Here is a 24,695-nt window from a genome sequence, read left to right on the forward strand (position 1 = left end):
AATTATTTATACTCCCCTCAAAAGACCGATGGCTCCCCCATCGGTCTTTTACTTTTCTTTTTTCCACGACTTCTGCTCGAAATACCTTACAGGACTTTGCAGAAAATCTGCTGATAATAGAAACCGGAATATTTATAATGCGCGCAGACTGAACTGGAAGTATCCGCTTCCTCGTCCGGCTGCGCGCATTTACATTCACATTTTATGTTTTTTAGATCATATTCTCAGTTACGTCTTCCGAAAATGCGAAAAAAAACTAGGATCAAAAGCAGCGGGATGACAATCGGCAAAAGCAGCCGCACAATTCCCGTGATGACCGCAAAAATAACAAGGATTACAAGGATAACTCCGAGAAAAAAAAGAATTTTTTTCCACCACGTGTCAATTCCAAGTATGTGAGCGATCATGTCTCCACGACTTTTGTTATTTCTTTTCTCCTCGTCCCCGGTATCGTAGGACCAGGAACTATTTTCCTGCGTTGCGGCATTTCCCCCCGCCGCGATAATAGTCTTCGCGATGATCCAAGGATCCCCCAGCATATCAAGAACTTCCCGTTCGGTCTTTCCGTTTCTGATCTCGTTTCTGATATACTCGTCATAGTATAAGATATGTTCCTGCACTGCTGATCCGCCCAAGTCATTCTCAAGCGCTTCACGAAGTCTATTCAAAAACTCGCTTCGATTCATACATTATACCTCAAATATCAAATCTCCATAGGATGGCATTGGCCATACTTCTTTATCTACAATCATCTCCAACTCATCCACCGGTCTTCTGAGGGCATCCATTGCCGGAACGACATGCTCACGGAATCTTCTTGCCTGATCTTCCCCTTCACCCATCTCAGACGCTTTGCCCGTCTCAGCGATCAGAATATCAAGAGCCTCTTTCGCTTCCTTTAAAAGCCTTCCTGTATCGTTCAAAAGCCCTAACTGTACTTCTGCCTGAGCGCCAGCCTGCGTGACTGCATTGACCGTCTCAGCCAATGTTCTTGTATACCGTATTACTGCCGGAATGATATGTTTGCTTGCCACATCGATCATTGTCCGTGCTTCAATGTTAACCGCCTTGGAGTAGGCTTCATACTTGATCTCCGCACGGGAACGAAGCTCGGCTTCTGTAAATACATGGAACTTTTCGAACATCCGGATGGCATCTTCAGACACAAGAGCAGGGATAGCATCTACCATACTTGAAAGATTCGGGAGTCCTCTTCTTTCTGCCTCTTCTACCCATTCCTGGGCATAGCCGTTTCCGTTAAACACGATCCTCTGGTGTTCCGTCGCATATTCCTTGATAATATCATGAACAGCCTTGTCAAAATCTTCAGCCTTTTCCAGCATATCGCACGTCTCGCATAAAGACTCTGCTACGATCGTATTGAGCACCACGTTCGGCGCTGCCGCGGAATCTCTCGAGCCAAGCATACGGAATTCAAACTTATTTCCCGTAAAGGCAAATGGAGATGTCCGGTTTCTGTCTGTGGCATCCTTGTTTAGTCCAGGAAGTGTCTTTACCCCTGTCTGGAGCTTGCCGCCCTTCAGACTATGGGTGGCATTTCCCGTGTTCACAAGCTGTTCCAGCACATCTTCCAGCTGTTCTCCCAGAAAAACGGAGATGATAGCCGGGGGTGCCTCGCTGGAGCCGAGGCGATGGTCATTTCCCGGATCTGCCGCAGACTCTCTCAAAAGCGCGGAATGCTTGTCCACAGCCCTGAGGACGCACAACAGCATCAAAAGAAATTGGATATTTTCATGTGGTGTCTTTCCCGGATCCAGAAGATTTTTCCCGTCATCCGTCGTGAGAGACCAGTTGTCATGTTTTCCGGATCCGTTGACTCCTGCAAATGGCTTTTCGTGGAGAAGACAGTGGAGTCCCTGTTTCTCCGCCACCTTTTTAAGCGTCTCCATGATGAGCTGATTGTGGTCGACCGCAACATTGCACTCCATATAAATCGGAGCAAGCTCATGCTGTGCCGGAGCCACCTCGTTGTGCTGTGTTTTTGCTGTCACTCCCAGTCTCCAGAGTTCTTCGTTCACTTCCTTCATAAAAGAAGCAATCCTGGCCCGGATACTTCCGAAATAGTGATCATCTAGCTCCTGCCCTTTCGGCGGCATCGCTCCAAATAAAGTCCGCCCTGTAAATACAAGATCCTTTCTCTGAAGATATTTCTGGCGATCTACAAGAAAATACTCCTGCTCGATGCCAACGGATGGTTTTACTCTTTTTGATGTAGTATTTCCAAACAGACGCAAAAATCTTAGAGCCTGTTTGTTTATGGCCTCCATGGAACGCAGAAGCGGTGTTTTTTGGTCGAGAGCCTCTCCTGTGTAGGAGCAAAATGCTGTAGGAATGTATAAGATACACCCGTTTTCATCTTTTTTAACAAATGCCGGAGATGTTGGATCCCACGCGGTATATCCGCGCGCCTCAAATGTGGCGCGAAGTCCGCCGGATGGGAAAGACGACGCATCCGGTTCTCCTTTGATGAGCTCCTTTCCCGAAAAACTCATGAGCACTTTCCCGTTAGACATCGGAGCGGAGATAAACGAGTCATGCTTCTCCGCAGTGACCCCTGTAAGAGGCTGAAACCAGTGCGTATAGTGCGTGGCTCCTTTCTCGATCGCCCACTCTTTCATCTCGTGAGCAATGACGTCTGCCGTTGCAAGATCGAGCTCTTTTCCTTCTTCAATCGTTCTCTTCAACTCTTTGTATATTTTCTTCGGAAGACGTTCCTGCATTACAGTATCATTAAATACATTTTTCCCAAAAATCTCTGCCACATTCACACCTGTTCTGATTTCTTCCATCGTTTTTCCTCCATCTTCTGATACACAAAAAGGCACTCCAATGAATGGAATGCCTTATATTCTTTTTTTCAATTATTCAGCTTTTCCAACGGAACCAAATAATTCCATTTTTTCTTTTACTTTTGCTACAATCGCTTCTGTTCCCGGTTTTAAGAGTTTACGCGGGTCAAAGCCTTTCTTTTCTTTATCTTTGCCTTCTTCAATGTATTTACGTGTAGCTTCAGCAAATACAAGCTGACATTCTGTATTTACATTAATCTTGGCAACTCCAAGAGAAATTGCTTTTTTGATCATGTCATCCGGGATTCCTGTACCGCCGTGAAGTACTAACGGCATATCTCCCGTGAGTTCCTGGATAGCATCCAGTGTCTCAAAGCTTAATCCTTTCCAGTTTTCCGGATATACTCCGTGGATGTTTCCGATACCTGCAGCCAGCATATCTACACCCAGGTCTGCAATCATCTTACATTCTTTCGGATCTGCACATTCGCCTGCTCCGACTACCCCGTCTTCTTCTCCGCCAATAGAACCAACTTCAGCTTCCAAAGACATTCCTTTTTCTTTGCAGGTTGCAACGAGTTCTTTTGTCTTTTCTACATTTTCTTCAATCGGATAATGAGATCCGTCAAACATGATAGATGAGAAACCTGCTTCGATGCATTTCTGGCATCCTTCATATGTACCATGGTCTAAGTGAAGGGCAACCGGAACTGTGATCTTCATTTCTTCAAGCATGCCATTTACCATTCCTACTACGGTTTTATAGCCTGCCATGTATTTTCCGGCACCTTCAGATACGCCGAGGATAACCGGAGACTTTGTCTCTTCTGCGGCTGTCAAAATAGCCTTTGTCCATTCCAGGTTGTTAATGTTGAACTGCCCTACTGCATAATGTCCTGCTTTTGCTTTCTTTAACATTTCAGCTGCTGATACTAACATATTTTTTCCTCCACTTCTTTAAGGTATGACCCCCAGGGGAATCGAACCCCTGATTCCACCGTGAGAGGGTGGCGTCTTGACCGCTTGACCAGGGGGCCATTTGCTGGTGTACATCAGATGTACTCCTCACTTGCATTATTGTATCTTATTTTTCAGAAATATACAAGTCTTTTTCTTCAAGATTTTTGAAATCTTTTTTGTAAGGGTAGTGGATCAGCTCCTGAGCCTTCTCTTCCGGCACCATGATCGACAGTGCCTGCCGCATATTTTCTATCGTAACTTTATCAAATTCTCCGCCAAATTCCCCATCCAAGGTCCACGGGATCTCCTCAAGAGATTCAAAACGGATCTTTTTCGCTTTGAAATTATACATATAGCTGGAATCTTTCTGTTTTCGCATAAGTGCAGTCAGGATTCCCTGAAGCTCCAGCGGATTTTTCGGTGTCTTTACGAGCGTCACTTCAAACTCTCCATCGTCAAACTCCACCTCATGTCCAAACATGTTTCTGAATCCACCCATTGAACGGGAATTTGTAACAGAGGCAAATATGAAATCATCCTCCACCTCTTCCCCATCGAAAGATACTTTGACATGATAAGACGGAATATCAAAAAGACGCTTTGCTCCTTCCAGCACGTACGCCAGATGTCCAAGCATGTTTTTCATCTCCTGCTTTGTCTGGTAGGAAACATCTGTGAACAAACCAAACGCTGCCACATACACAAAAATGTCATTGTTAAAAGTACCTATGTCGCAGTGAAATTCCGTTCCGTTGACCGCGGCATCCGCCGCACTCAACAGATCTTTCGGAATATGAAGGCTGTTGGCAAAATCATTTGTTGTTCCTGTCGGAATATATCCGACCGGAACATGGTTTTTCCGTTTCATCATTCCCGTCACGACTTCGTCCAGCGTTCCGTCCCCGCCGCTGCACACGACGATATCATACTGATCGTCAAATGCCCGTACCTTCCGGTACGCATCGTGATAACTCTGGGTCGGATATATGACTACCTCGCATCCGCTCTTCACAAAAATATCGATAATATCCGAAAGCTTTGGCTTCAGAAGCCCCTTTCCCGCATTCGGATTATAAATAAAAAGTATCTTTTTCATTCTATGTTCTATCTGGCATGCTCCAGGAATTTCTCTATCCCTTTCGCAGCTGCCTCCTCGTCTGCTCCTTCTGTCACAACTGTAAGATTCTCTCCGCCGCTCAGTTTCAGGCTCATCATCCCCATGATACTCTTGGCATTGATCTTTTTATTACCAATTTCGATAAACACCCTGCTTTCGTACTGACTTGCTTCCTGAACAAGCAGCGCAATCGGTCTTGCATCTAATCCGTCATCACATTTAATCTTCAAAGGTTTCTTAATCATACTGTACCTCCTTGCACTCCATTTGCTTCCCTCAATTTTTCGGCAATCTGCCCCAATCGGCGGAGTCTGTGGTTGACGCCTGACTTCCCTATAGGCTCTGCCATCAGTTCTCCAAGCTCTTTTAGCGTCGCCTCCGGATACTTCAGTCTCGTTCTTGCAATATCCTCAAGCCCTTCTGAAAGTTTGTCAAGCCCCATTTTTTCATCAATGTAAGAAATGTCTTCCACCTGCTTTACCGCAGCCGACACCGTCTTGTTGATATTGGCAGTCTCGCAGTTTACCTTTCTGTTGACCGAATTGCGCATCTCTTTTAAGATCCGGATATTCTCCAGCTCCATGAGCGCTACCGGGGCTTCCATAACATTCAGCATCAGCGCGATCTGTGCTCCCTCTTTCAGATATACGACAAACATTTTTTTTCTTTTTACAACCTTAGCGTCCATCTCAAAATCACACATCAGTTTTTGAAGCAGCAAAGCCTTCTCCTCTGACGAACATACGATTTCGAAATGATAAGATTTTTTCGGGTCACTCATAGATCCCGCAGACAAAAATGCCCCCCGCAAAAAAGCTCTTTTACAGCAGCCATTCTGTGTGACCAGGCCGCTGACTGTGGAGAACCCTCCCGTTTCCACTGTGCTTTCTGATAGTTTTGCTGCTTTCCACACTCTTGCCGCATCCCGGCAGTCATCGACCGAAATCGTGTACATGACACTTTTTTTCTCCTGGTTTTGGCGCGTAGAAATTTCAGCCTTTATATTAAACGCTTTTGTCAACAATGTAAAGCATTTTCTTGCAACAGCTTCATTTTCCGTCTGTACTTTCAGAGTTCTGATTCTCCCCTCCCCCCATTTTGCTCTGCCGCAGAAAAGAAGAATAGACGAAAGCTCTGCGATCTGGCAATGCCTGGCTGTACTGATGTGTCCAAGAAGTTCTTCTTTTACATTCCCTGAAAATGACATATCCTTACTTTCCTTTCACCTTGGCATCTTTCTCTATGTCTCTGTGTTCGATTTTCAGCCCGTAACTTTCATCCTGCTCGAGGGCATGATAAAGGCCGTTGGCCAGTGTGACAGACCGATGTTTTCCACCGGTACACCCAACAGCGATGACAAGCTGATTCTTTCCTTCTGTCACATAGTTTGGAATCAAAAACTGGATCATATCCGTCAGTTTGTTCAGAAATTCCTGGGCCACAGGACTTTTCATGACATACTCCCTTACAGGCTCATCATTTCCGCTCATCGGTCGCAATTCTTCGATATAATATGGATTTGGCAGAAAACGCACGTCAAACACAAGATCCGCATCCTCTGGTATCCCATACTTGAATCCGAAGGAGAGGATCGTAACATACAGATTTTTGTAATTTTTGTTCTCAATGAAAATCTTATACATCTCTGAGCGCAGCTCTCTTGTAAGCATCTGACTCGTATCTATGATGTAATCCGCATGCCGCTTCAGGAATAAAAGTCTCCTTCTTTCTTCCTCGATCCCTTTATCTACTCTTCCGCCTCCAGTTAGCGGGTGCGCTCGTCTCGTCTCTTTGTACCGCTTGATCAGCGCCGCATCGCCTGCCTCCAGAAACAAGATCTCAAATTTGATCCCCGTCTCTTGAAAATGTTTTAGAATGTCTGCCATCTCGTCAAAATTTTGCCCTCCACGGATGTCAATGCCAAGCGCCACCTTTGTGTATTCTGTCCCCGGGAGAAGGATCATCTCCATGAATTTTGGAACGAGCGGGATTGGCAGATTATCTACGCAAAAATACCCTGCATCCTCCAGTATTTTCAGTGCTGTTGATTTCCCTGCACCGGACATCCCGGTAACGATTACTATACGCATCTGTACCCCTTTCCACTCTCTTCCCGTTATCTTCCTCAATCTTTTTGTTCAGCCGCTAAAATTCTCCAAGCCGCTTTACTTCCGGCTCCAGTCTCACACCGAATTTCTCATATACTTTGTCTGATACTTGCTGCATCAGGCTGTTCACGTCTTCTGCTGTGGCATCTCCCCCATTTATGACAAATCCACTGTGCTTCTCGGAGATCCTTGCTCCTCCCACACGGAATCCAGAAAGACCGCTGTCCTGAATAAGTTTTCCGGCAAAATATCCTTCCGGCCTCTTGAACGTGCTGCCCGCGCTCGGGTATTCCAGCGGCTGCTTGCTTGTTCTTCTCTCCTTCAGTTCGTCCATAAGTGCTTTTATCTTTTCTTTTTCTCCTTTTTCCAGGCGGATCTTCACACTCAGCACTGTATATCCTCTCTTCATGACAACACTTGTCCGATAGCCGAACTCCAGCTCCTCATTTCGCATCGTCACAATTTCGTTCTCCTCATTTAAAACTGTCACTTCTTCGATGACATCTTTCATTTCTCCGCCGTATGCTCCTGCATTCATGACAACCGCGCCGCCTACACTTCCCGGTATCCCGGATGCAAACTCAAACCCTGCCATGGAATTTTCCAACGCTTTTGCTGCTATCTTGGACATGAGCGCGCCGGCCTGAGCGAAGATGGCGCCGTCTTTTTCCTCAATGCCATTCATTCTGCTCAGACAGACTATCGTCCCTCTGTAACCTTTATCGCTCACAAGAAGATTACTGCCGTTTCCAAGTATATAATATGGCTGTCCTTTTTCCTTCAAAAATCCTATGACATTTTGCACTTCCTGCACATTTTCCGGGAGCACGAAAAAATCTGCCGGGCCTCCGATCCGAAATGTCGTATGTTTTGCCATCAACTCCCCCGTTTTTACTTTTTCTGCCGAAAGACATGCCAGAAGTCCTTCATAAATCTCTTTATTCATACTGTCGTTATCTCCATTTTATTTCTGTTCTGATTTTCCCCACTATCATACATCAAAGCCCTGCCAAATTCAACGTACTCTTGAAAATTAAGATAGAATACGGTAAAATGATAACATGGTCTGTACATCGGGATATTAGTATGAGCATTCCCCGCAAATGGAAGACTAAAAAATTATATTTTTATCACAAAAGGAGTGAACTTTTCATTGGACTCGACTACTGTCATACAAATTATCGTCTTATTGTGTCTTCTCGCCTTGTCCGCATTTTTTTCTTCTGCGGAGACGGCACTTACTACGTCCAATAAGATTCGCATGCGTTCCCTTGCAGATGAGGGAAACAAGCGCGCGAAGCTGGTGCTTTGGCTTTCAGACAATTCTCAGAAAATGCTGACCGCCATCCTGATCGGAAATAATATCGTAAATATTTCCGCAGCTTCACTGACCACGAGTATCGCTTACCAGTTCGGAGGATCGGCGATCGCTGTGGCCAACGCCGCCATTACCATACTGATTCTTATTTTTGGAGAGATCACGCCGAAGACAACGGCAACTCTCCACTCAGAACAAATCAGTCTGGCCTACTCTCCGATCATCCGGCTCTTTACCAAGATCATGACACCGGTTATCTTCCTGATCAATCTGCTCTCAAGAGGCATTTTGCTTCTCCTGCACATCGATCCAAATAAACCGGACAAGACCATGACCGAAACCGAACTGAGGACGATCGTGGACGTGAGTCATGAGGACGGTGTTATCGAATCCGAAGAAAAGGAAATGATATATAATGTATTCGACCTGGGCGATGCCAAGGCGAAGGATGTCATGGTGCCGCGTGTTCATATGACCTTCGCAGATATCGACAGCACTTACGAAGAACTCATCGAGATCTTCCGTGAAGATAAATTTACCAGGCTTCCGGTCTACGAGGAAACGACCGACAACGTGGTTGGTACTATTAATATGAAAGACCTTCTTTTATATGACAGTTCCAAAGAATTTCATGTGCGGGACATTCTCAGAGAAGCGTATTTCACATACGAATATAAAAACATCTCCGAACTTCTGGTAGAGATGCGGGATGCCAAATTTAATATCGCTATCGTCCTGGATGAGTACGGCGAAACAGCCGGTCTGATCACTCTGGAAGATATCCTAGAGGAAATTGTCGGCGAAATCCACGATGAATATGACGAGGATGAAGATGAGGATGTCAAAGAACTTGACACCCATGAATATATTGTGGAAGGTTCCACAAATCTGGACGACCTCAACGACGAACTGGGGCTTTCTCTTGCATCCGACGATTACGATTCTCTCGGCGGATTTATCATCGAGCGACTGGATCGTCTTCCTGCTGAGGGAGATGAGGTAACGACCGAGGATGGTGTTCGGCTTGTCGTGGAAAAGCTGGACAAAAACCGCGTGGAAGACGTTCACGTTTATCTCCCTCCACAATGGGTACATCCGGAAAAAGAAACAAAAGAAAAAGACGAGGAATAACAGAGAGGCAGAGTTTCAACACTCTGCCTCGTTTTTTCGTTTTCCATTCTATTTGTCTTCTTCCTGTATCTCTTCCCCGGCCAGTTTCAGAACTGCCCTAATCTCCGCTTCGCTTCTTTCTGTGTAGAGTGCAAGCTCTTCCAGCGTAATCTTTCGGCCCATCTCTTCTTTCAGCTTACGGATCTGTTCCTCCAGCTCGTCTACTTTTTCTACCATCTTGTTGTCGCGGATTTTTACGTCCTTCTGTTCCGCCAGAAATGCTTCGATCCCCGTCTCTACCGCTTCCAGGATTTTTTCCTCATCCTGCGTCTCCTCCATAGAAAGCATCAGGCTGACATTCCCTTCCTGCACAAGATCCCCCAGAAACACACTGCCGTCGTGAAGTTTGCGGGCAATGTCGAGAACTTTTTCAAGCCAAGGGCCCATCTTTTCCCTGCACGCACCAATCTCCTGTTCATAGTTTTCCAGATATCGCTCTTCCTCAGGTGTGAGAACAGACAGTTCCTTCTCCTCCGCATCCACGATCTTTCCGAACTTTCTTTCATACCCAGATACGGCTACCTTCTGTGATAAAAGGTAGTCGTATACAAGTTCCATCTGCTGTTCGCTTAAATGATCTTCTTCAAAATATTTTTCTACATCTTCTCTTCGGATTCTTCCGCCATGTTCCTTGGCCTCTTCCAGAATCCACCCCAGTTTTCCCTGAAATTCCAGTTTTCCTGACATTGTATCTCTCCTTTTATTTTTTCTGCATTCAAGTTCCTGCTTCTCACAACTGCGAAACAACGACTGTCTGATAACCAGACCGCCGAAGTGCCTGCTCTGTACTTGCCGCCTGATCGACGGATGTGAAATGTCCTACAAGCACTTTGTAAAATGGTCCGATCTGATTTACAAAAGCCGGGAATCCTTCGTTTAAAAGCTCATTTTTTAACCGCTCTGCATATTCCGGATTCCGGAAAGCTCCCACCTGAATATGATATGCTTCCTGTTCACTTTCCTCGGATGGAATCTGAGGCATCACATCCGGGAATGATCCAGGATTCTGGGAGGATGTTGGATTTTGCAGCAATGTATCCAATATTCCTTCTGCGATTGCCTCGGCAATGGCATCAAAATTATCATCAAAAAGCTGATTGTCCGTATCGGAATTGATAAATCCGGCCTCGACGAGCACTGCCGGCATCTTCGTACGTTTCAGAACAACAAGATTCGGTCTCGCTTTCACTCCCAGATTTCGAAAACCGATAGTTTCCAGCTGGTCATTGATATCTTCCGCCATCTCATATTTAACTCCGGAAAGATCATAGACAAGGCTTTCCACCCCCGATACCGCGTTGTCGGTCGGAAAAGAATTTCTGTGTATAGACACAAAATAATCGACCCCCGCTTCATTTGCCTTCATCGCTTTCTGATAAGGGGTTTCATACACATCTGTCGTCCTGGTGTACTGTACATCCAGTCCCCGGTTAGACAGGATTTCTCCGACGGCAAGCGTAAGTTTGAGCGCATCGTCCTTCTCCTGTCTTCCTTTGTAAACTGCTCCGGGGTCTCTCCCTCCATGTGCCGTCTCATATCTGCGCTGTTATCCTATGCCTCCGCCTTTTCCTCACTCTTTGTTCCTTTTTCCATTCTTTTCAAAAGTTTTCGGAATTGAACAAAAAACATTGTAGCTGTCGTTGCCACCGCAAGTGTATCTGCGACTGGTTCCGCCAAAAATACAGCCATCGCTTTGTCTGTAAAGAATAGCGGAAGGACAAAAATCAAAGGAATCAGCAGAATGATCTTACGAAGGACAGCAAGAAACAGGGATGTCTTCGCATTTCCAAGTGCAATGAATGTCTGCTGACATGCAACCTGGATACCAAAGATCAAAGACATTGCCATATAGATCCGCATCGCCCATTCCGTATAGGCAGAAAGATCCGCATCAGATGTAAAGATCATAATGAATGCCTGCGGCGCAAAAACCGCCACTGCCCAAAGCAGTGTTGAGTAGATCACGCAGGCACGCAGGAGAAGAAAGAACGCTTTCTTCACTCGTTCCATATTACCTGCACCATAGTTGAAGCTGACAATCGGCTGGGCTCCCTGTGTAAGTCCCTGAAGCGGCAGCATGGAAAACTGCATCACACTGCTCAGGATCGTCATCGCTCCTACCGCAATATCCCCGCCATATCGAAGCAATGAGGAGTTGAAGCACACTGTGATTGCTCCTTCCGTGGCCTGCATGATAAACGGAGACATCCCAAGAGCCAGGCATGATCCGTAAAGTCTCGGGTCAATTTTCAGATATTTCTTTCGGATCTTCAGCGTCGTCTTCTTTCCAGTCAGGAACAGGAGTACCCACACAGCTGAGAGCGCCTGAGAAATGATGGTTGCCAGAGCTGCCCCGCTTACTCCCATATCAAATCCAAAAATAAAAATCGGGTCCAGAATGATATTTGTAACCGCCCCTATAACAACACTCAGCATACTTGTTCCCGCAAACCCCTGAGTCGTGATAAATGTGTTGAGTCCAAGTGCGATCTGTACGAAAAGTGTGCCGCAGGCATAAATCTTCATATAAGTATCTGCATAGCCAATCGTATTCTCACTTGCGCCGAAAAGCATCAGCAGATCTCTTCCAAAAATAAGGAGCAAAACCGTCAGGATCAATCCCGCTGCAATCGTTCCGCTTGTACAGTTTCCCAAGATCTTCTCAGCTGTCTCACGATCGCCTTTTCCCATCATAATGGAGGCTTTCGGCGCACCTCCCATCGCCATTAAAGCCGCAAATGCACTGATGACCATAATGATCGGAAATGTGACACCCACTCCTGTCAGAGCCGCAGCTCCGATTTTCGGGATATGCCCGATATACATTCTGTCTACCATATTATAAAGTACGTTTACAATCTGGGCTGTAATTGCCGGAACAGCCAACCGGAACAAAAGTCTGCCTACCGGATCTTTCCCAAGATTCGTCTCTTTCTTTTGCTTTGCCATGTTTCCTCTTCCTCTCTTATTATTATGTCATAGGCACATTAACACGCCGGTGCAAAAACCTGTATCTTTTAGTATAGTTCAGAATAAAACAGATGTCCACACCTGTTTTGCCGCTTTACATATCCGCACATCTTTCATCCGCCCTGTCCTGCATCAAGCATAATAGAAACAGCCATAAAAAACTCCCGCATATGTGTTTTTATAACAACATATGCGAGAAGTTTTATTTCTGTGATAAAACATCTATTCATCCGCCTGGCTCTCCGCCTGAAGAATGCGGTTGCTGTTTTCTATCTCATACTGATTGAGCTGCACATTTTGGGTAAATTCTTCTGCTGTATATTTTGGGTCATACCAGTCTTTTGATGAAAACCATTCATTTAAATCTTTTGTCTGAAATGCTCTCCCCCTTCGGGCAAAGATTTCATTTCTCCCTAATCGCAGCTCCTGTCTCGTCTTTCCCTCAAAGTCTTTTTCTGTGAGAAGACGCTTATCACTGTCCGGGAATATATAGTCTCCAGACACCTCCATCTCTTCCTCCTGGGCATCTTCTTCTGTCATCCTCTCGCCATAGTACGCATCCCTTTTCATTGTACACTCCATTTCAGCAGTCAACCCTTGAGGCTGCGTTCCCGACGCCGGCTTTACCGATACTTTCAGGGCATCATCAAGAAATTCGATAACTCCTTCCATCCTGTTTCCGCTCTCATCGGAGAAGGTAAAGGATGCTTTTTTGTCAAATACAACTCCCGTCACGTCGTTGGCACCACGGAATGCATAATCTTCTTCTGCCCCATAGGTATGCCGGATGTCAAAAATGATCTTTTGATTCCCTGCCGTCTTGATGTTGATTTCGTCCAGTCCGTCTGGATCCATGACAGTATTGTCTGCATTTGCCTCGTCGCACCAGTTTCCTCTGTAGCTTGCAAGGCTCCATTTTTCCTCCCCTGTTTCTTTTTGCCCCTGCTCTTTTTTTGTCTCGGCTCCGTTTTTTGCCACATGCTGTCCCAGATAGTGTCCACCAGCCGCTGCAAGACCGATCAAAACGGCTGCTCCGGTCAGGATTGCAATCAACCATTTAAATGAAAATCCCTTTTTATCATCCTTTCCTTCTTCCTCTGCGTAGTCCAATCCTTCCTGAATCTCCAGATAAAGATCGTCCAGTTTCGTCTGTCGTATTTCTTCTTCCGCATCTTCTCTCAAAAGCTCAAACATCAGGTACATCATCTCTTCGGAGACATCGACACTTTCATATCCTTTCTCCGCACACCTAAGTCCAAGCTCAATCCTTGCATACTCCCGAATTCCCTGCACCTTCTCTTCCGCAATTCTGAAAATGCGGGCCACGTCTTCCGTCTTCCACTTTTCGTAATAGCAAGCAAGACAAATCAGCCTTCCGGCAGAGCCGAGTTTCTTATATCCACTTTTCAGTATCCTTGCTATCTTTTGCTTTTCTGCAGTTGTGTCCGGTCTAGATACTCCTTCCCAAGGCGGAGCTGTGTTTTCCTCTTCCAGGTTGAGTCCCTTTTTCTTTCTGCATTCTCTTTCTCCCAGTTTATACAAAACCGTATACAGCCACTTTTCCATCTTGGAATTGTCCTGTAGTGTCTGTATGGTCCGGAATACAACAAGGTACACCTGTTTTACCAAAGCTTTTGCCTCTCCGCGGTTTCCCATCATTAGTCTGGCCCTGAAATATACATCTTCACAAGTTTCCGTGTATATCCGATCGAATCCTTCTATCTCTCCTTGTTTTGCCAATTCTACTGCTGTCTTAAGATTTTCTCTCATACTTACTCCCACTCAACTTTCCCTGCATTGTCTTTCAGCCACTTTCTGTATTGTCTGTAATCCGGCATGATCCGCTCCACCTCGCCCCAAAACGCCTTGGAATGATTCATCTCTTTCAGGTGGCACAACTCATGTATGATCACATAATCGATCACTTTCTCCGGAAGCATGATCAATTTCCAATTAAAATTCACATTCCGTCTGCTGCTGCAGCTCCCCCAACGTTTCCTTTGGGTCTTGACGGTAATTCTGTTCGGCACATAGCCAGTCTGTTCCGAAATCTGTCTCACTCTCTCTGCGATATGTTCTTTCGCCTTTTCCCGATACCATTTTTCCAGTCTCCTGTACCTCTCATCAGAGGAAGTAAAAGCTCCGCCAATCAGAAGATCCTTCCCCGAAATCCGTACTCCCCTGTCCGTTTGCTTCCCCGTCTTCAAAGTATACTCGTTTCCCAGATAAAAATACGTCTCCCCATCCGCAAATTTCTTAGGTTGGCAATCCGCGTTTTGCTCTTCAGCCTTACCTACATGCTTCTGTATCCAGGCGGACTTTTCAGACAAAAAATTCTCAATGACCGGTCTCGACATCCAGTATGGAGCTTTTACCCCTACCTTACCGTTTCGAAAAACGACCACTTCCACTGTCTTTCTCTTTGTCCTTGTAAGATCATAATCAAACATGATCGCATCATCTTTTCGGAAACAGTGCTTCACTCTTTTCTCCCCCAGTCCCTTTCTTTCTATTATCGTCTTTTTCTCCTGTTTGCGCAATACTTTTATCCTTTATATGCCAAAAAGCGGGCCGCACTTCCAATGTCACGGTCCGCCTTCCTTCTTACTTATCATCTTTTTTTATCTTTGCATTGTCCCACAGCCAATTTACCGTTTCTTCCCGCTGCACATTTGATTTGATCTCCTCATCGGTATTCTGACTTTTTAAGTCTTCAACCGAAATCTGATTCAAAGCAGCGTAGTCTTTCAGCCATTGATCGATGTCTTTGTCCGATACACTCACTCCTTCTTCTTTTGCGATCAGATCCAGAGCTTCCTGGCGTTTGATGACATCTTTGATCTGTTTATCCAATTCAGTCTCAAATGTTTTCTCATCCATTCCTGTGTATTGCTGTATCACATCTGCATACTCAACCTGCATTGCATCTGCAATCTGCTGATACTGACTTTTCATCATCTCCGTGTATTCTTCTACCTTTTTTTCCGGATACTTTTTCACTTCGACATTTTCCATCAATGTCTTCTCAATAGCACTTTGCTTTGCAGACTGATAGTCACTCTCTGCTTTGAGTTCCAGCATCTCTTTGATCTCTTTTTTGTATTCGGAGACAGTTGTCTTTTCTCCTTTTACCATCGTCACAAAGTCGTCGTTGACTTCCGGCAGGTTTTTCTGCTGGATCTTCTTCAGAGTAACACTGAATACGACCGGCTGCCCGCTCAGCTCTTCATTTCTGTAGTTATCCGGGAATGTCAAATTGAGATCAAAACTCTCTCCCGTCTTATGTCCGATAATCCCTTCCTCAAATCCATCGATGAAGGTTCCGGATCCTATCTCCAGCTGCTGGTCTTGAGCAGTGCCGCCCTCAAAAGCCACCCCGTCCTTTTTCCCACTGTAATCAATCGTGACGGTATCTCCGTCCTGCACCGCCCGGTCTGTCACATCGGTGTAAGTGGCGTAAGACTGCCGCATGTTTTCGATCTGTGTATCAACGTCCGCATCAGTTACTTTCGTTTTTTTCACATTATCCACTTCAATGCCTTTATAGCCTGTGATCTTTACATAGTCATTTTCGATTTCTTTTGGCGCACATCCTGCAAATGCAACCACGGCCGCCATACACACTCCGGCCATCACTGCTGTCATTCTTTTTTTCATTTATAGTCTCCTTTTTTCTCAAATCATACACAACAACTGTTATATCATATCTTCCATCTCTTTACAAGATATATTCCTTACAGAAGCGGCGAGAAGAGTCTCGATACCTGCTCTTTCATCCGGATCAAAAGTGTACGTTGTTCGTACGTTTCCTCCGTCACTTCCTCGCAGTGCATCAGATCGTTCTCAAATGCCTCTTCCAGTTTTTTTGCCGTTGTCTCACTGTAAATGGTAGCGTTGACTTCAAAATTCAGCTGAAAGCTTCGGATATCCATGTTAGCAGTGCCTACACAGCTTACAAGTCCGTCCACCGTCATCGTTTTTGCGTGAAGAAAACCATTTTGGTACGTATAACACTTTGCTCCCGCCTGAGCCATCTCCCCCAGATAGGAATAGGTCGCCCAGTATACAAGCGGATGATCTGGTTTGCACGGAACCATGATCCGCACATCGATCCCGGATTTTACCGCAATCTTCAGGGAATCCAGTATCGCCTGATCCGGTATGAAATACGGCGTCTGGAAATAAATCCTCTTCTCCGCCATCTGGATCATTTTCAGATAGTTATCCCTCACAGTATCATACTTGGAGTCTGGGCCGCTGGATACGATCTGAACAAGAGAATTGCCGTTTCGTCGGTATTCCGGTATGGCAAAAAGCCTGTCTTCCAGAAAAAGATTCTCTTTTGCCGCATAATTCCAGTCCAAAACGAACCTGACTGCCAGAGATGTGACTGCAGACCCTTCTATGCACAGATGTGTGTCTCTCCAGTAACCGAATTTTTTCGTGTCCAGTCCAATATATTCCCTTCCAATATTAAATCCGCCTACAAATCCAATTCGTCCGTCCACGACGGCGATCTTTCTATGATTCCGGTAATTGATCCGCAGCTGGAGCTGGCCCAAAAATGCCGGAAAAAATTCAGCCACCTGCACGCCTGCTTCCTCCAGCCTGCGCCACGCCCTCTCCTTCATCTTACGGCAGCCCATACTGTCAAAAAGAACTCTTACCTCAACTCCTTCTCTGGCCTTTTTTACAAGTACTTTCTCGATGTCGTGCCAGAGTTCATCGTCCCGTATAATATAATACTGAAGATGAATATAGTTCTCTGCCTGTTCCATCTCCTGGATCAGGGCAAGAAATTTTTCTTTTCCGTCCGTATAGATCCGGATGTCATTGTTGTCCGTAAGAACCGCTTCTCCTGCGTTTAGATTGTATAAGATCAGACTCTGAAAACGCTCCATCTGCGGCGTCTTGAGCCGCAGTTTTTTCCGATAGATCGATTCTTCCTGTCTGCGCACCGCATATTTGATCTCGCCTTCGATCTCTTTCATCTTAAACATCCGGCTTTTTCTGTAATCCTGCCCTACGATGAGGTACAGCACAAATCCCAAGATAGGAATAAAATACAGTACTAAAAGCCATGTCCAGACCGCTGTTGGATTTCTCCTTTGAAAAAAAATGATAACGATGGACAGGAGGATATTGATAAACACAAGATTGTCCAGTATCCACAGAATGACCATTTTGGCCGTATCCAATATCATTTCCATCTTTTTTCCACCTCATTTCTTCTCTTCATTATAACGGGACGGCAAAAAAGATGCAAGCAGGCTTCAAACCTCTTGCACTTAGGCGAAAACAATGCTACAATACAACATGTGCAACAAAAGATTGGAGGAGAGTAATCATGAGCCTTGCATTTAAGATATCTCTTATCGTTTTGGCCATCATTGTAATCTTATTGATCGTTCTCTATTTCCTCGGAAAAAGAGCTCAGAAAAGACAGGCCGAAGCACAGGAAAAGATGGAAGCAATGTCCCAGACCGTTTCTATGCTCGTTATCGACAAAGGCCGTATGAAAATCAAAGAGGCGGGGTTCCCTTCTATTGTTCTTGAGAATACGCCGAAATATCTGCGCCGTTCCAAAGTGGCTGTAGTAAAGGCAAAGGTCGGACCTAAGATCATGACTTTCATGTGCGATGATCAGGTATTTCCGCTGATTCCGGTCAAGAAGGAGATCAAAGCTACTATCAGCGGTATTTACATTACCGGCGCCAAAGGTGTCAGGGGACCTCTGGAGACTCCGAAAAAGAAAAAAGGATTCTTGGCCAGAGCAAAAGAAGCCGCTATGAACAGCAGCGCCGAAAAGAATAACAAGAAAAAATAGCAAATAAAAGTGCTGCCATCCCTGGCAGCCTTTTTTATGCTCTTTATCTGATCGTGTTAGACTGTGATCTTTTGCAGAAGTTCTTCTGACTTTGTCCCTTTCCCTTTGCTGTAGGCGCAAATCTTGGCATGACAGTCTATAGCCGGGCGCTGATCCACTTCTACCGTGTAACGAATATCCAAAAATATTTCGTCTTCCTCTATCGTAATATCAAGCCCTGTCGTCCATATATCAAAAAACACCTGTCCAAACGGAGTGCTGTAGCATGTAAGCGCTCTTCTGTCTTTTTCAAAAAACAGCATTCCTCCCATTTGTCCGTTTTTCATGATCTCTACTGTCTTTTCTTTTTCGTTTATCTTGATCTTGCTTTTGACAATCTTTTTACCGCCGCGAGAAGCCTCGTCGTATACGAAATAATGTTTTCCATTTTTAAAGAAATAATCAGCAGGAACAACAAATTCCACTGACTCCGCATCTTTTTCCTTTGATCCATTTTCCAAACTCTCCGCATGTATTCCTGTTATCTGAAGTAGTATTTCTCTTGTCATCTTCCCTACCATCTCCTAATATTCTTCTATATTGATCTGCTGTGTCGTCCGGATATCGTATGGAAGGATAGAGTTGGCAAAGTGCTTGAACTTGTCTGCCGCATCACTCACATAGAACTCATAGGAACCGTTTGCACAAGATTCCTCTTGTTTATCCGGATCTATGTCTTTTCCGACATTTTGGATGCCCAGTTCTTTTAAAAGCACTTTCAATTCCATTGCCGTCTCATATGCCGGATTGACCAGCCGGATCTCCTCCCCCAGATATTTCATAATTTTGGACCGTAGCAGCGGATAGTGGGTACACCCAAGAATCATCGTATCAATCCCGGATTCTTTCATAGACGCCAGATAATAATCAATCACTTCCTCCGAAATCCGATGCTTGGCAAACCCTTCCTCTACCAGAGGTACAAAAAGGGGGCACGGTTTCCCGATTACCTCTACATCCGGATCCATTTCCCGGATTGTCCGGGAGTACATCTTGCTGCGTATCGTCGCCTCTGTCCCGATGACTCCTACTTTCTTATTGGATGTGGCCTGGACAGCAGCTCTGGCACCAGGAACGATCACGCCCATTACCGGTATATCCGTCTCTTTTTTTACAACGTCAAGCGCCAGGGCGCTTGCCGTATTGCAGGCAATAACGATCGCTTTCACATCCCTTGTTTTCAGAAAACGGATGATCTGTCTGCTGTAACGGATAATGTTGTCCCTGGATTTACTCCCGTACGGCACTCTGGCGGTATCTCCGAAATACACCATATTCTCATCCGGAAGCTGCCTCATGATTTCCCTTGTCACGGTCAGTCCGCCGACCCCGGAATCGAACACTCCGATCGGAGCCGTTCTTTTATTATCTATACTCACTCTTTTTTTCTCCTTATCACTCTTCTGCCTTTCATTTTACAATCTCTCTTTTTATTTTTCAAGGCAAAAAGCAAAATGCTGCAAAAGCACACACTTTTACAGCATTCTGTCTCTATCTTTTGTCTGTTCCTATTATTAGATGGAAAGACCTTTTGCGATATCATACTGATAAGCCGGGATTGCTTTTTGCATATCCAGCGCCTCGTCGATATCGAAATCTACATATTCCCCATGCTTATATCCTACGACACGGTTTGTCTTACCTTCCATAAGAAGCTGTACCGCTTTTGCTCCCATGATAGACGCATATACACGGTCTTTTGCTGTCGGGCTTCCTCCCCGCTGCATGTATCCTAGAATCGTAGCTCTCGTCTCCATTCCCGTGGCTTCCTCGATCTTTCTTGCAAGATTTGCGGAATCGCCTACACCTTCGGCATTGATGATGATGTAATGCTTCTTGCCACGTTTTCTGTTCTCTGTGATATCCTGAATGATCTGTTCTTCATTGTAATCATGCTCTTCCGGAAGAAGGATCTTTTCCGCTCCATTGGCAATACCGCACCACAGAGCCAGGTATCCCGCATCGCGTCCCATTACTTCCACAACACTGCATCTTTCATGGGATGTAGATGTATCGCGCACTTTATCGATCGCTTCCATCGCTGTGTTCACAGCGGTGTCAAATCCGATCGTGTATTCTGTGCAGGCGATATCCATATCGATGGTTCCCGGGATTCCGATCGTGTTTACTCCAAGATTGGACAGCGCTCTGGCTCCTTTGAAAGAACCGTCTCCACCAATGACCACAAGCCCGTCAATCTCATATTTTTTACAGATTGCTGCTGCTTTCTGCTGTCCTTCTTCTGTACACATTTCCAGACATCTTGCAGTCTGAAGGATCGTACCTCCTCTTTGGATTGTATCTGAAACATCACGTGCCGTCATGTCAATAATATCTTCATTTAAAAGTCCTGAATATCCTCTGCGGATACCTCTGACTTTAACTCCATTTCCAAGTGCTGTTCTTACAACTGCACGGATAGCCGCATTCATACCAGGCGCATCGCCGCCGCTCGTTAAAACACCAATTGTTCTGATTTGTTTTGCCATCGTCTTTCCCTCCATAAGGTTTCCTTGTTGAATGTGTTTTTGTTCTTCTGAATATTCTCAACATATTTTAAACTATTTATTTTGCTTTTTCAATATTTTTCCTATATCTTCGACTTTTCGACTACTTTCACGCGTTCATTCCCGAAATAGTTCGTCAATCTGCTCATGAGTTCTTCTGAAATCTCCACATTTTTCCCCGCAGGAAGCTGTTTGACAGCACGTTCCTTTTTACAGTAGATGAACACTTTGTCCTGCCCCTCGCTCATATGGAGCATAGAATAAAGAAGAAGTTCTTCCTGCAAAAACGTCTCCTTATCCGGGTATTGGATCCAAAGTTCTTTTGACGTCTGTTCAAAAGGAATAATGGATTCACAGATCAGCTTGCTGGCCGATTCATCCTCCTCAGACACCCTTCCCCGCACAAATACTTTTCTGTCCACTTCCAGATATTGCTGATTTTTCTCGTAGTCTTTCGGGAAAATAACAACCTCCACCGTACCGAGAAGATCTTCCAGGGTAATAAACGCCATCACTTTGTTCGTCTTTGTGTATTTGATCGTACGGCTCGTGATCATGCCTCCTACTGTCTCTTTTGCTCCGTCCCGTACTTTCGTATGTCCTGTTTCCTGATCATACTGAAAGTCATAGGTTGTGGCGGAGATTCCACGCTTCCATTTTTCTTCATACTCTTCGAGCGGATGGCCGCTTACATAAATCCCAAGAACTTCTTTTTCAAAAGCCAACATCGTCTCTTTCTCATATTCCCCTACATCAGGAAATCGGATGTCAAACTCCTTTTTCTGTTCTTCATCTACAATGTCAAAAAGGCTCAGCTGTCCTGCCATGGAATATTTTTTCTCCTGGTTTACCTGGTCAAGGATCTGAATATAGACCATCATATGCTGCTTTCTTGTCCCTGCAAAACAGTCAAATGCACCGGATTTGATGAAATTTTCGATGGTTCTTTTGTTGATTTCTTTTCCCGACGTGCGCTCCACGAAATCACGGAGATTTTTGAATTCTCCGCGCATGCTCCTTTCTGCCAGAATATCTTCGATGACAGAACGGCCAATACTTTTGATGGCTGCAAGGCCATACCGTATATTGCTGCCATCCACAGAAAAGTCCCCATATCCTTTATTTATATCCGGCGGGAGCAGTTTTATTCCCATTTCTTTGCAGGAATAGATATATTCCGCCACTTTGTTTGGATTATCGATGACAGATGTCATGAGAGCTGCCATGAATTCCACAGGGTAATAGTATTTCAGATAAGCGGTCTGGTAAGAAACGACAGCGTAAGCGGCGGCATGGGATTTATTGAACGCATATTTCGCAAAATCGATCATCTCATCATAAATCTTATTGGCCGTCTGCTCGTCAATACCATTTGCAATACATCCCGGCACCCCTTCTTCCGGATTGCCATAGACAAAGTTCTGGCGCTCCTTTTCCATCACATCAGCCTTTTTCTTTGACATCGCACGGCGAAGCAGATCACTTCGCCCGAGTGTATATCCTCCCAGATCCCGAACGATCTGCATGACCTGTTCCTGGTATACGATACATCCGTATGTGGCTTCCAGGATCGGTTTTAGCTGCGGGCAATCGTATGTGATCTCATCCGGATGATTTTTTCCCCGGATATACTGAGGGATAAAGTCCATCGGGCCTGGACGATAAAGAGAAATGCCAGCTATGATATCTTCCAGATTCTGCGGTTTCAGTTCTTTCATGAAGTTTTTCATACCTGAACTTTCCAGCTGGAACACTCCGTCCGTCTTGCCAGTGCCAAGGGAATCCAGGACCGCTTTGTCATTGTAGTCGATCTTATCGATATCGATCTCTTTTCCGGTACTTTTTTCTGCCAGCTTTACCGCATTTTGAATCACAGTGAGGGTCCGAAGCCCCAGGAAATCCATTTTCAGCAGTCCCAGCTCCTCCAGCGTCGTCATCGTAAACTGGGTCGTCACAGAGTTGTCGGCTCCAAGAGACAGCGGCACATACTCATCGATGGCTTTTTGACTGATAACGACTCCCGCCGCGTGCATGGATGTATGACGCGGCAGACCTTCCAGACGTTTACTCATATCGATGAGTTCCCGGACCTGTTCGTCTGTCTCGTACACTTTCCGAAGCTCCGGGTTTTTCGTCAGAGCCAGGTCAAGCGTCATATTCAGCTCTGTCGGAATCATCTTCGCAATCCCATCTACAAATGCATATGGAAGATCCATAACACGCCCCACATCACGGATTACTCCCCTCGCCGCCATCGTACCAAAAGTCACGATCTGTACGACACGGTCTGCACCATATTTTCTCCCTACATAGTCGATGACTTCCTGTCTTCTCTCAAAACAAAAATCCACGTCAATATCCGGCATCGTGACACGCTCCGGATTGAGAAAACGTTCAAAGAGAAGATTGTATCGGATGGGGTCAATACTCGTGATGCCAAGGCAGTAAGATACGATGCTTCCTGCAGCCGATCCACGCCCAGGTCCCACTATAATATCGTTGTCCCTGGCGTATTTGATAAAGTCCCATACGATCAAGAAATAGTCTACATACCCCATGGATCTTATGATGCCAAGCTCATATTCCAGCCTCTCTTTCAGCTCTTTTGGCTTCTCCGGATACCGCCTTGCAAACCCTTCCAGGCAGAGCTTTCGGAGATATTCCCAGGAGGTATAACCTTCCGGGACATCATATTTCGGGAGTTTTGTCACGCCGAACTCAATCTCCACATGGCATCGGTCTGCAATCTTCTGTGTGTTTTCAATTGCCTGAAGGGCATACGGAAAGAGCTCTTTCATCTCCTCCTCGCTTTTGACATAATACTGTCCGCCTTCATATCTCATCCTGTTCTCATCAGCCAATTTTTTTCCTGTCTGTATACAAAGAAGGATGTCATGAGGCTTCTCATCTTCAGCGTAAGTGTAATGGACATCATTTGTGGCCACAAGTTCGATCCCCGTCTCCTGTGCAAGGCGTAAAAGTCCTTGATTTGCTGTCTTCTGCAGACTCATCCCGTGGTCCTGGAGCTCAAGGAAAAAATTTCCCTTTCCAAAAATTTCTTCGTACTCATAGGCTGCCTTTTTCGCTTCTTCATAGAGCCCTCTCACGAGATTCTTCTGTACTTCTCCCGCGAGACAAGCACTCAGGGCAATGATCCCTTTGCTGTACTTTCTCAAAAGTTCCTTATCTACCCTCGGCTTATAGTAATATCCTTCTGTAAACCCCCGTGATACGATCTTGATCAAATTGTGATATCCTTCGTCATTCTCCGCAAGGAGGACGAGATGATAATAGCGGTCGTCACTGTGCCCGGTTTCCCTGTCAAACCTGGACTCCGGAGCTACATAAACCTCACATCCGAGAATCGGATTGATCCCTGCTTTCTTTGCCTCTTTATAAAAATCGATCACGCCGAACATGACGCCGTGATCGGTAATCGCTGCACTGTTCATGCCAAGTTCTTTGACTCTCGCCACATATTCCTTTATCTTGTTGGAACCGTCCAGAAGGCTGTATTCTGTATGTACATGCAAATGTGCAAAACTCATGCTTTTCCTCCTAATCCTTCTTGTCTTGAACACTTTCTATCAGAATAAAAAGGCCGGGGAACGCACCCCGGCCTTTTTATCATTTCTTAACCGTTAATCATGAAATTGACAAGTTTGTCAATGTCTTCTTTTTCGTATGCGATGATCTCCAGTTCCGGGATCTCTCCGCCGGAAAAAATATTTGCCATGGAAACGTACTGAGATAACTTGGACTTCAGATTCAGTCTGTCTCCTTCTCCTGTAACCAGCTCCACTCTTCCGCTGCAGCTGTCTACTACTTCAAAAAACTTGTCGATATTTGTGATATTCTGTACTTTCATC

21 protein-coding genes, 1 tRNA gene and 1 pseudogene are annotated in these 24,695 nt (G+C 45.3%); 2 read left to right on the forward strand and 21 right to left on the reverse strand.

Annotation, left to right across the window (positions count from 1 at the left end):
- Nucleotides 1-224 precede the first annotated feature (224 nt).
- The 9 genes from ACLROL_RS07840 to murB form a co-directional block, all read right to left on the reverse strand.
- Entirely contained in the window at nucleotides 225-686 is a 462-nt protein-coding gene (locus ACLROL_RS07840) for a DUF1700 domain-containing protein (RefSeq protein ID WP_413067645.1), read from the reverse strand.
- Between the two features lie 3 nt (nucleotides 687-689).
- Complete coding sequence (locus ACLROL_RS07845) at nucleotides 690-2,810, reverse strand: glutamine synthetase III (protein ID WP_287449415.1); 2,121 nt, start codon at nucleotides 2,808-2,810, stop codon at nucleotides 690-692.
- A gap of 72 nt (nucleotides 2,811-2,882) precedes the next feature.
- Nucleotides 2,883-3,749: a class II fructose-1,6-bisphosphate aldolase gene (gene fba / locus ACLROL_RS07850; protein WP_087201116.1), complete on the reverse strand. Its 867-nt coding sequence runs from the start codon at nucleotides 3,747-3,749 to the stop codon at nucleotides 2,883-2,885.
- A gap of 26 nt (nucleotides 3,750-3,775) precedes the next feature.
- A tRNA-Glu gene (locus tag ACLROL_RS07855) sits at nucleotides 3,776-3,847 on the reverse strand.
- Between the two features lie 47 nt (nucleotides 3,848-3,894).
- On the reverse strand, nucleotides 3,895-4,866 hold the full coding sequence (locus tag ACLROL_RS07860) for a diacylglycerol/lipid kinase family protein (protein ID WP_087209719.1): 972 nt from the start codon (nucleotides 4,864-4,866) through the stop codon (nucleotides 3,895-3,897).
- Nucleotides 4,867-4,874: 8 nt separating this feature from the next.
- The gene (locus ACLROL_RS07865) at nucleotides 4,875-5,132 is read right to left on the reverse strand and encodes an HPr family phosphocarrier protein (RefSeq protein WP_087201121.1); all 258 of its coding nucleotides are present in this window, start codon (nucleotides 5,130-5,132) and stop codon (nucleotides 4,875-4,877) included.
- A complete protein-coding gene (whiA, locus tag ACLROL_RS07870) occupies nucleotides 5,129-6,094 on the reverse strand; it encodes a DNA-binding protein WhiA (RefSeq protein ID WP_413067646.1) in 966 nt (321 codons plus the stop codon). Before whiA ends, ACLROL_RS07865 begins: the two co-directional genes overlap by 4 nt.
- 4 nt (nucleotides 6,095-6,098) lie before the next feature.
- Nucleotides 6,099-6,977, reverse strand: coding sequence for an RNase adapter RapZ (gene rapZ, locus ACLROL_RS07875; protein WP_087201125.1), 879 nt, complete (start codon nucleotides 6,975-6,977; stop codon nucleotides 6,099-6,101).
- Nucleotides 6,978-7,032: 55 nt separating this feature from the next.
- On the reverse strand, nucleotides 7,033-7,941 hold the full coding sequence (gene murB / locus ACLROL_RS07880) for a UDP-N-acetylmuramate dehydrogenase (protein WP_413067647.1): 909 nt from the start codon (nucleotides 7,939-7,941) through the stop codon (nucleotides 7,033-7,035).
- Nucleotides 7,942-8,148: 207 nt separating this feature from the next.
- Between murB and ACLROL_RS07885 the strand changes: the two genes are divergently transcribed.
- Nucleotides 8,149-9,444, forward strand: a complete 1,296-nt coding sequence (locus ACLROL_RS07885; protein WP_087201129.1) for an HlyC/CorC family transporter — start codon at nucleotides 8,149-8,151, stop codon at nucleotides 9,442-9,444.
- Nucleotides 9,445-9,492: 48 nt separating this feature from the next.
- Here ACLROL_RS07885 and ACLROL_RS07890 read toward each other — a convergent pair whose 3' ends face one another.
- From ACLROL_RS07890 to cls, 7 genes and pseudogenes are all read right to left on the reverse strand, one after another.
- Nucleotides 9,493-10,170 carry a hypothetical protein gene (locus tag ACLROL_RS07890; protein ID WP_413067648.1) on the reverse strand — a complete coding sequence of 226 codons (678 nt, stop codon included), beginning with the start codon at nucleotides 10,168-10,170 and terminating at the stop codon, nucleotides 9,493-9,495.
- 43 nt (nucleotides 10,171-10,213) lie between these two features.
- A pseudogene (locus tag ACLROL_RS07895) lies at nucleotides 10,214-11,017 on the reverse strand (N-acetylmuramoyl-L-alanine amidase); the annotation flags it as partial.
- Nucleotides 11,018-11,034: 17 nt separating this feature from the next.
- The gene (locus ACLROL_RS07900) at nucleotides 11,035-12,432 is read right to left on the reverse strand and encodes an MATE family efflux transporter (protein WP_413067649.1); all 1,398 of its coding nucleotides are present in this window, start codon (nucleotides 12,430-12,432) and stop codon (nucleotides 11,035-11,037) included.
- A 243-nt stretch (nucleotides 12,433-12,675) separates the two neighbouring features.
- A complete protein-coding gene (locus tag ACLROL_RS07905; protein ID WP_413067650.1) occupies nucleotides 12,676-14,223 on the reverse strand; it encodes a YARHG domain-containing protein in 1,548 nt (515 codons plus the stop codon).
- A 2-nt stretch (nucleotides 14,224-14,225) separates the two neighbouring features.
- Nucleotides 14,226-14,936 (reverse strand): M48 family metallopeptidase, encoded by a 711-nt coding sequence (locus ACLROL_RS07910; RefSeq protein ID WP_413067651.1) that lies wholly within the window; start codon nucleotides 14,934-14,936, stop codon nucleotides 14,226-14,228.
- Nucleotides 14,937-15,057: 121 nt separating this feature from the next.
- A complete protein-coding gene (gene tig, locus ACLROL_RS07915; protein WP_413067652.1) occupies nucleotides 15,058-16,110 on the reverse strand; it encodes a trigger factor in 1,053 nt (350 codons plus the stop codon).
- Between the two features lie 77 nt (nucleotides 16,111-16,187).
- Nucleotides 16,188-17,663, reverse strand: coding sequence for a cardiolipin synthase (cls, locus tag ACLROL_RS07920; protein WP_087201141.1), 1,476 nt, complete (start codon nucleotides 17,661-17,663; stop codon nucleotides 16,188-16,190).
- A 137-nt stretch (nucleotides 17,664-17,800) separates the two neighbouring features.
- Here cls and ACLROL_RS07925 point away from each other — a divergent pair, with 137 nt between their 5' ends.
- Nucleotides 17,801-18,280 (forward strand): ABC transporter ATP-binding protein, encoded by a 480-nt coding sequence (locus ACLROL_RS07925; RefSeq protein WP_087201143.1) that lies wholly within the window; start codon nucleotides 17,801-17,803, stop codon nucleotides 18,278-18,280.
- Nucleotides 18,281-18,336: 56 nt separating this feature from the next.
- Here ACLROL_RS07925 and ACLROL_RS07930 read toward each other — a convergent pair whose 3' ends face one another.
- From ACLROL_RS07930 to ACLROL_RS07950, 5 genes are all read right to left on the reverse strand, one after another.
- A complete protein-coding gene (locus ACLROL_RS07930) occupies nucleotides 18,337-18,828 on the reverse strand; it encodes a DUF1934 domain-containing protein (RefSeq protein WP_158096539.1) in 492 nt (163 codons plus the stop codon).
- A gap of 15 nt (nucleotides 18,829-18,843) precedes the next feature.
- Nucleotides 18,844-19,698: a glutamate racemase gene (murI, locus tag ACLROL_RS07935; RefSeq protein WP_087201148.1), complete on the reverse strand. Its 855-nt coding sequence runs from the start codon at nucleotides 19,696-19,698 to the stop codon at nucleotides 18,844-18,846.
- Nucleotides 19,699-19,833: 135 nt separating this feature from the next.
- The gene (gene pfkA, locus ACLROL_RS07940) at nucleotides 19,834-20,808 is read right to left on the reverse strand and encodes a 6-phosphofructokinase (RefSeq protein ID WP_087201285.1); all 975 of its coding nucleotides are present in this window, start codon (nucleotides 20,806-20,808) and stop codon (nucleotides 19,834-19,836) included.
- A gap of 101 nt (nucleotides 20,809-20,909) precedes the next feature.
- The gene (locus ACLROL_RS07945; RefSeq protein ID WP_413067653.1) at nucleotides 20,910-24,374 is read right to left on the reverse strand and encodes a DNA polymerase III subunit alpha; all 3,465 of its coding nucleotides are present in this window, start codon (nucleotides 24,372-24,374) and stop codon (nucleotides 20,910-20,912) included.
- Nucleotides 24,375-24,460: 86 nt separating this feature from the next.
- The gene (locus ACLROL_RS07950; RefSeq protein ID WP_087213076.1) at nucleotides 24,461-24,694 is read right to left on the reverse strand and encodes a polya polymerase; all 234 of its coding nucleotides are present in this window, start codon (nucleotides 24,692-24,694) and stop codon (nucleotides 24,461-24,463) included.
- Nucleotide 24,695 lies beyond the last annotated feature (1 nt).

This window comes from Sellimonas sp. (assembly GCF_047234585.1).
Taxonomy (GTDB): Bacteria; Bacillota; Clostridia; order Lachnospirales; family Lachnospiraceae; genus Sellimonas; species Sellimonas caecigallum.

What these genes read in the sequence shown, in the direction of transcription:
- ACLROL_RS07840 (WP_413067645.1), bottom strand. Translation starts at nt 686, where the DNA reads ATGAATCGAAGCGAGTTTTTGAATAGACTTCGTGAAGCGCTTGAGAAT.
- ACLROL_RS07845 (WP_287449415.1), bottom strand. Translation starts at nt 2,810, where the DNA reads ATGGAAGAAATCAGAACAGGTGTGAATGTGGCAGAGATTTTTGGGAAA.
- fba (WP_087201116.1), bottom strand. Translation starts at nt 3,749, where the DNA reads ATGTTAGTATCAGCAGCTGAAATGTTAAAGAAAGCAAAAGCAGGACAT.
- ACLROL_RS07860 (WP_087209719.1), bottom strand. Translation starts at nt 4,866, where the DNA reads ATGAAAAAGATACTTTTTATTTATAATCCGAATGCGGGAAAGGGGCTT.
- ACLROL_RS07865 (WP_087201121.1), bottom strand. Translation starts at nt 5,132, where the DNA reads ATGATTAAGAAACCTTTGAAGATTAAATGTGATGACGGATTAGATGCA.
- whiA (WP_413067646.1), bottom strand. Translation starts at nt 6,094, where the DNA reads ATGTCATTTTCAGGGAATGTAAAAGAAGAACTTCTTGGACACATCAGT.
- rapZ (WP_087201125.1), bottom strand. Translation starts at nt 6,977, where the DNA reads ATGCGTATAGTAATCGTTACCGGGATGTCCGGTGCAGGGAAATCAACA.
- murB (WP_413067647.1), bottom strand. Translation starts at nt 7,941, where the DNA reads ATGAATAAAGAGATTTATGAAGGACTTCTGGCATGTCTTTCGGCAGAA.
- ACLROL_RS07890 (WP_413067648.1), bottom strand. Translation starts at nt 10,170, where the DNA reads ATGTCAGGAAAACTGGAATTTCAGGGAAAACTGGGGTGGATTCTGGAA.
- ACLROL_RS07900 (WP_413067649.1), bottom strand. Translation starts at nt 12,432, where the DNA reads ATGGCAAAGCAAAAGAAAGAGACGAATCTTGGGAAAGATCCGGTAGGC.
- ACLROL_RS07905 (WP_413067650.1), bottom strand. Translation starts at nt 14,223, where the DNA reads ATGAGAGAAAATCTTAAGACAGCAGTAGAATTGGCAAAACAAGGAGAG.
- tig (WP_413067652.1), bottom strand. Translation starts at nt 16,110, where the DNA reads ATGAAAAAAAGAATGACAGCAGTGATGGCCGGAGTGTGTATGGCGGCC.
- cls (WP_087201141.1), bottom strand. Translation starts at nt 17,663, where the DNA reads ATGGAAATGATATTGGATACGGCCAAAATGGTCATTCTGTGGATACTG.
- ACLROL_RS07925 (WP_087201143.1), top strand. Translation starts at nt 17,801, where the DNA reads ATGAGCCTTGCATTTAAGATATCTCTTATCGTTTTGGCCATCATTGTA.
- ACLROL_RS07930 (WP_158096539.1), bottom strand. Translation starts at nt 18,828, where the DNA reads ATGACAAGAGAAATACTACTTCAGATAACAGGAATACATGCGGAGAGT.
- pfkA (WP_087201285.1), bottom strand. Translation starts at nt 20,808, where the DNA reads ATGGCAAAACAAATCAGAACAATTGGTGTTTTAACGAGCGGCGGCGAT.
- ACLROL_RS07945 (WP_413067653.1), bottom strand. Translation starts at nt 24,374, where the DNA reads ATGAGTTTTGCACATTTGCATGTACATACAGAATACAGCCTTCTGGAC.
- ACLROL_RS07950 (WP_087213076.1), bottom strand. Translation starts at nt 24,694, where the DNA reads ATGAAAGTACAGAATATCACAAATATCGACAAGTTTTTTGAAGTAGTA.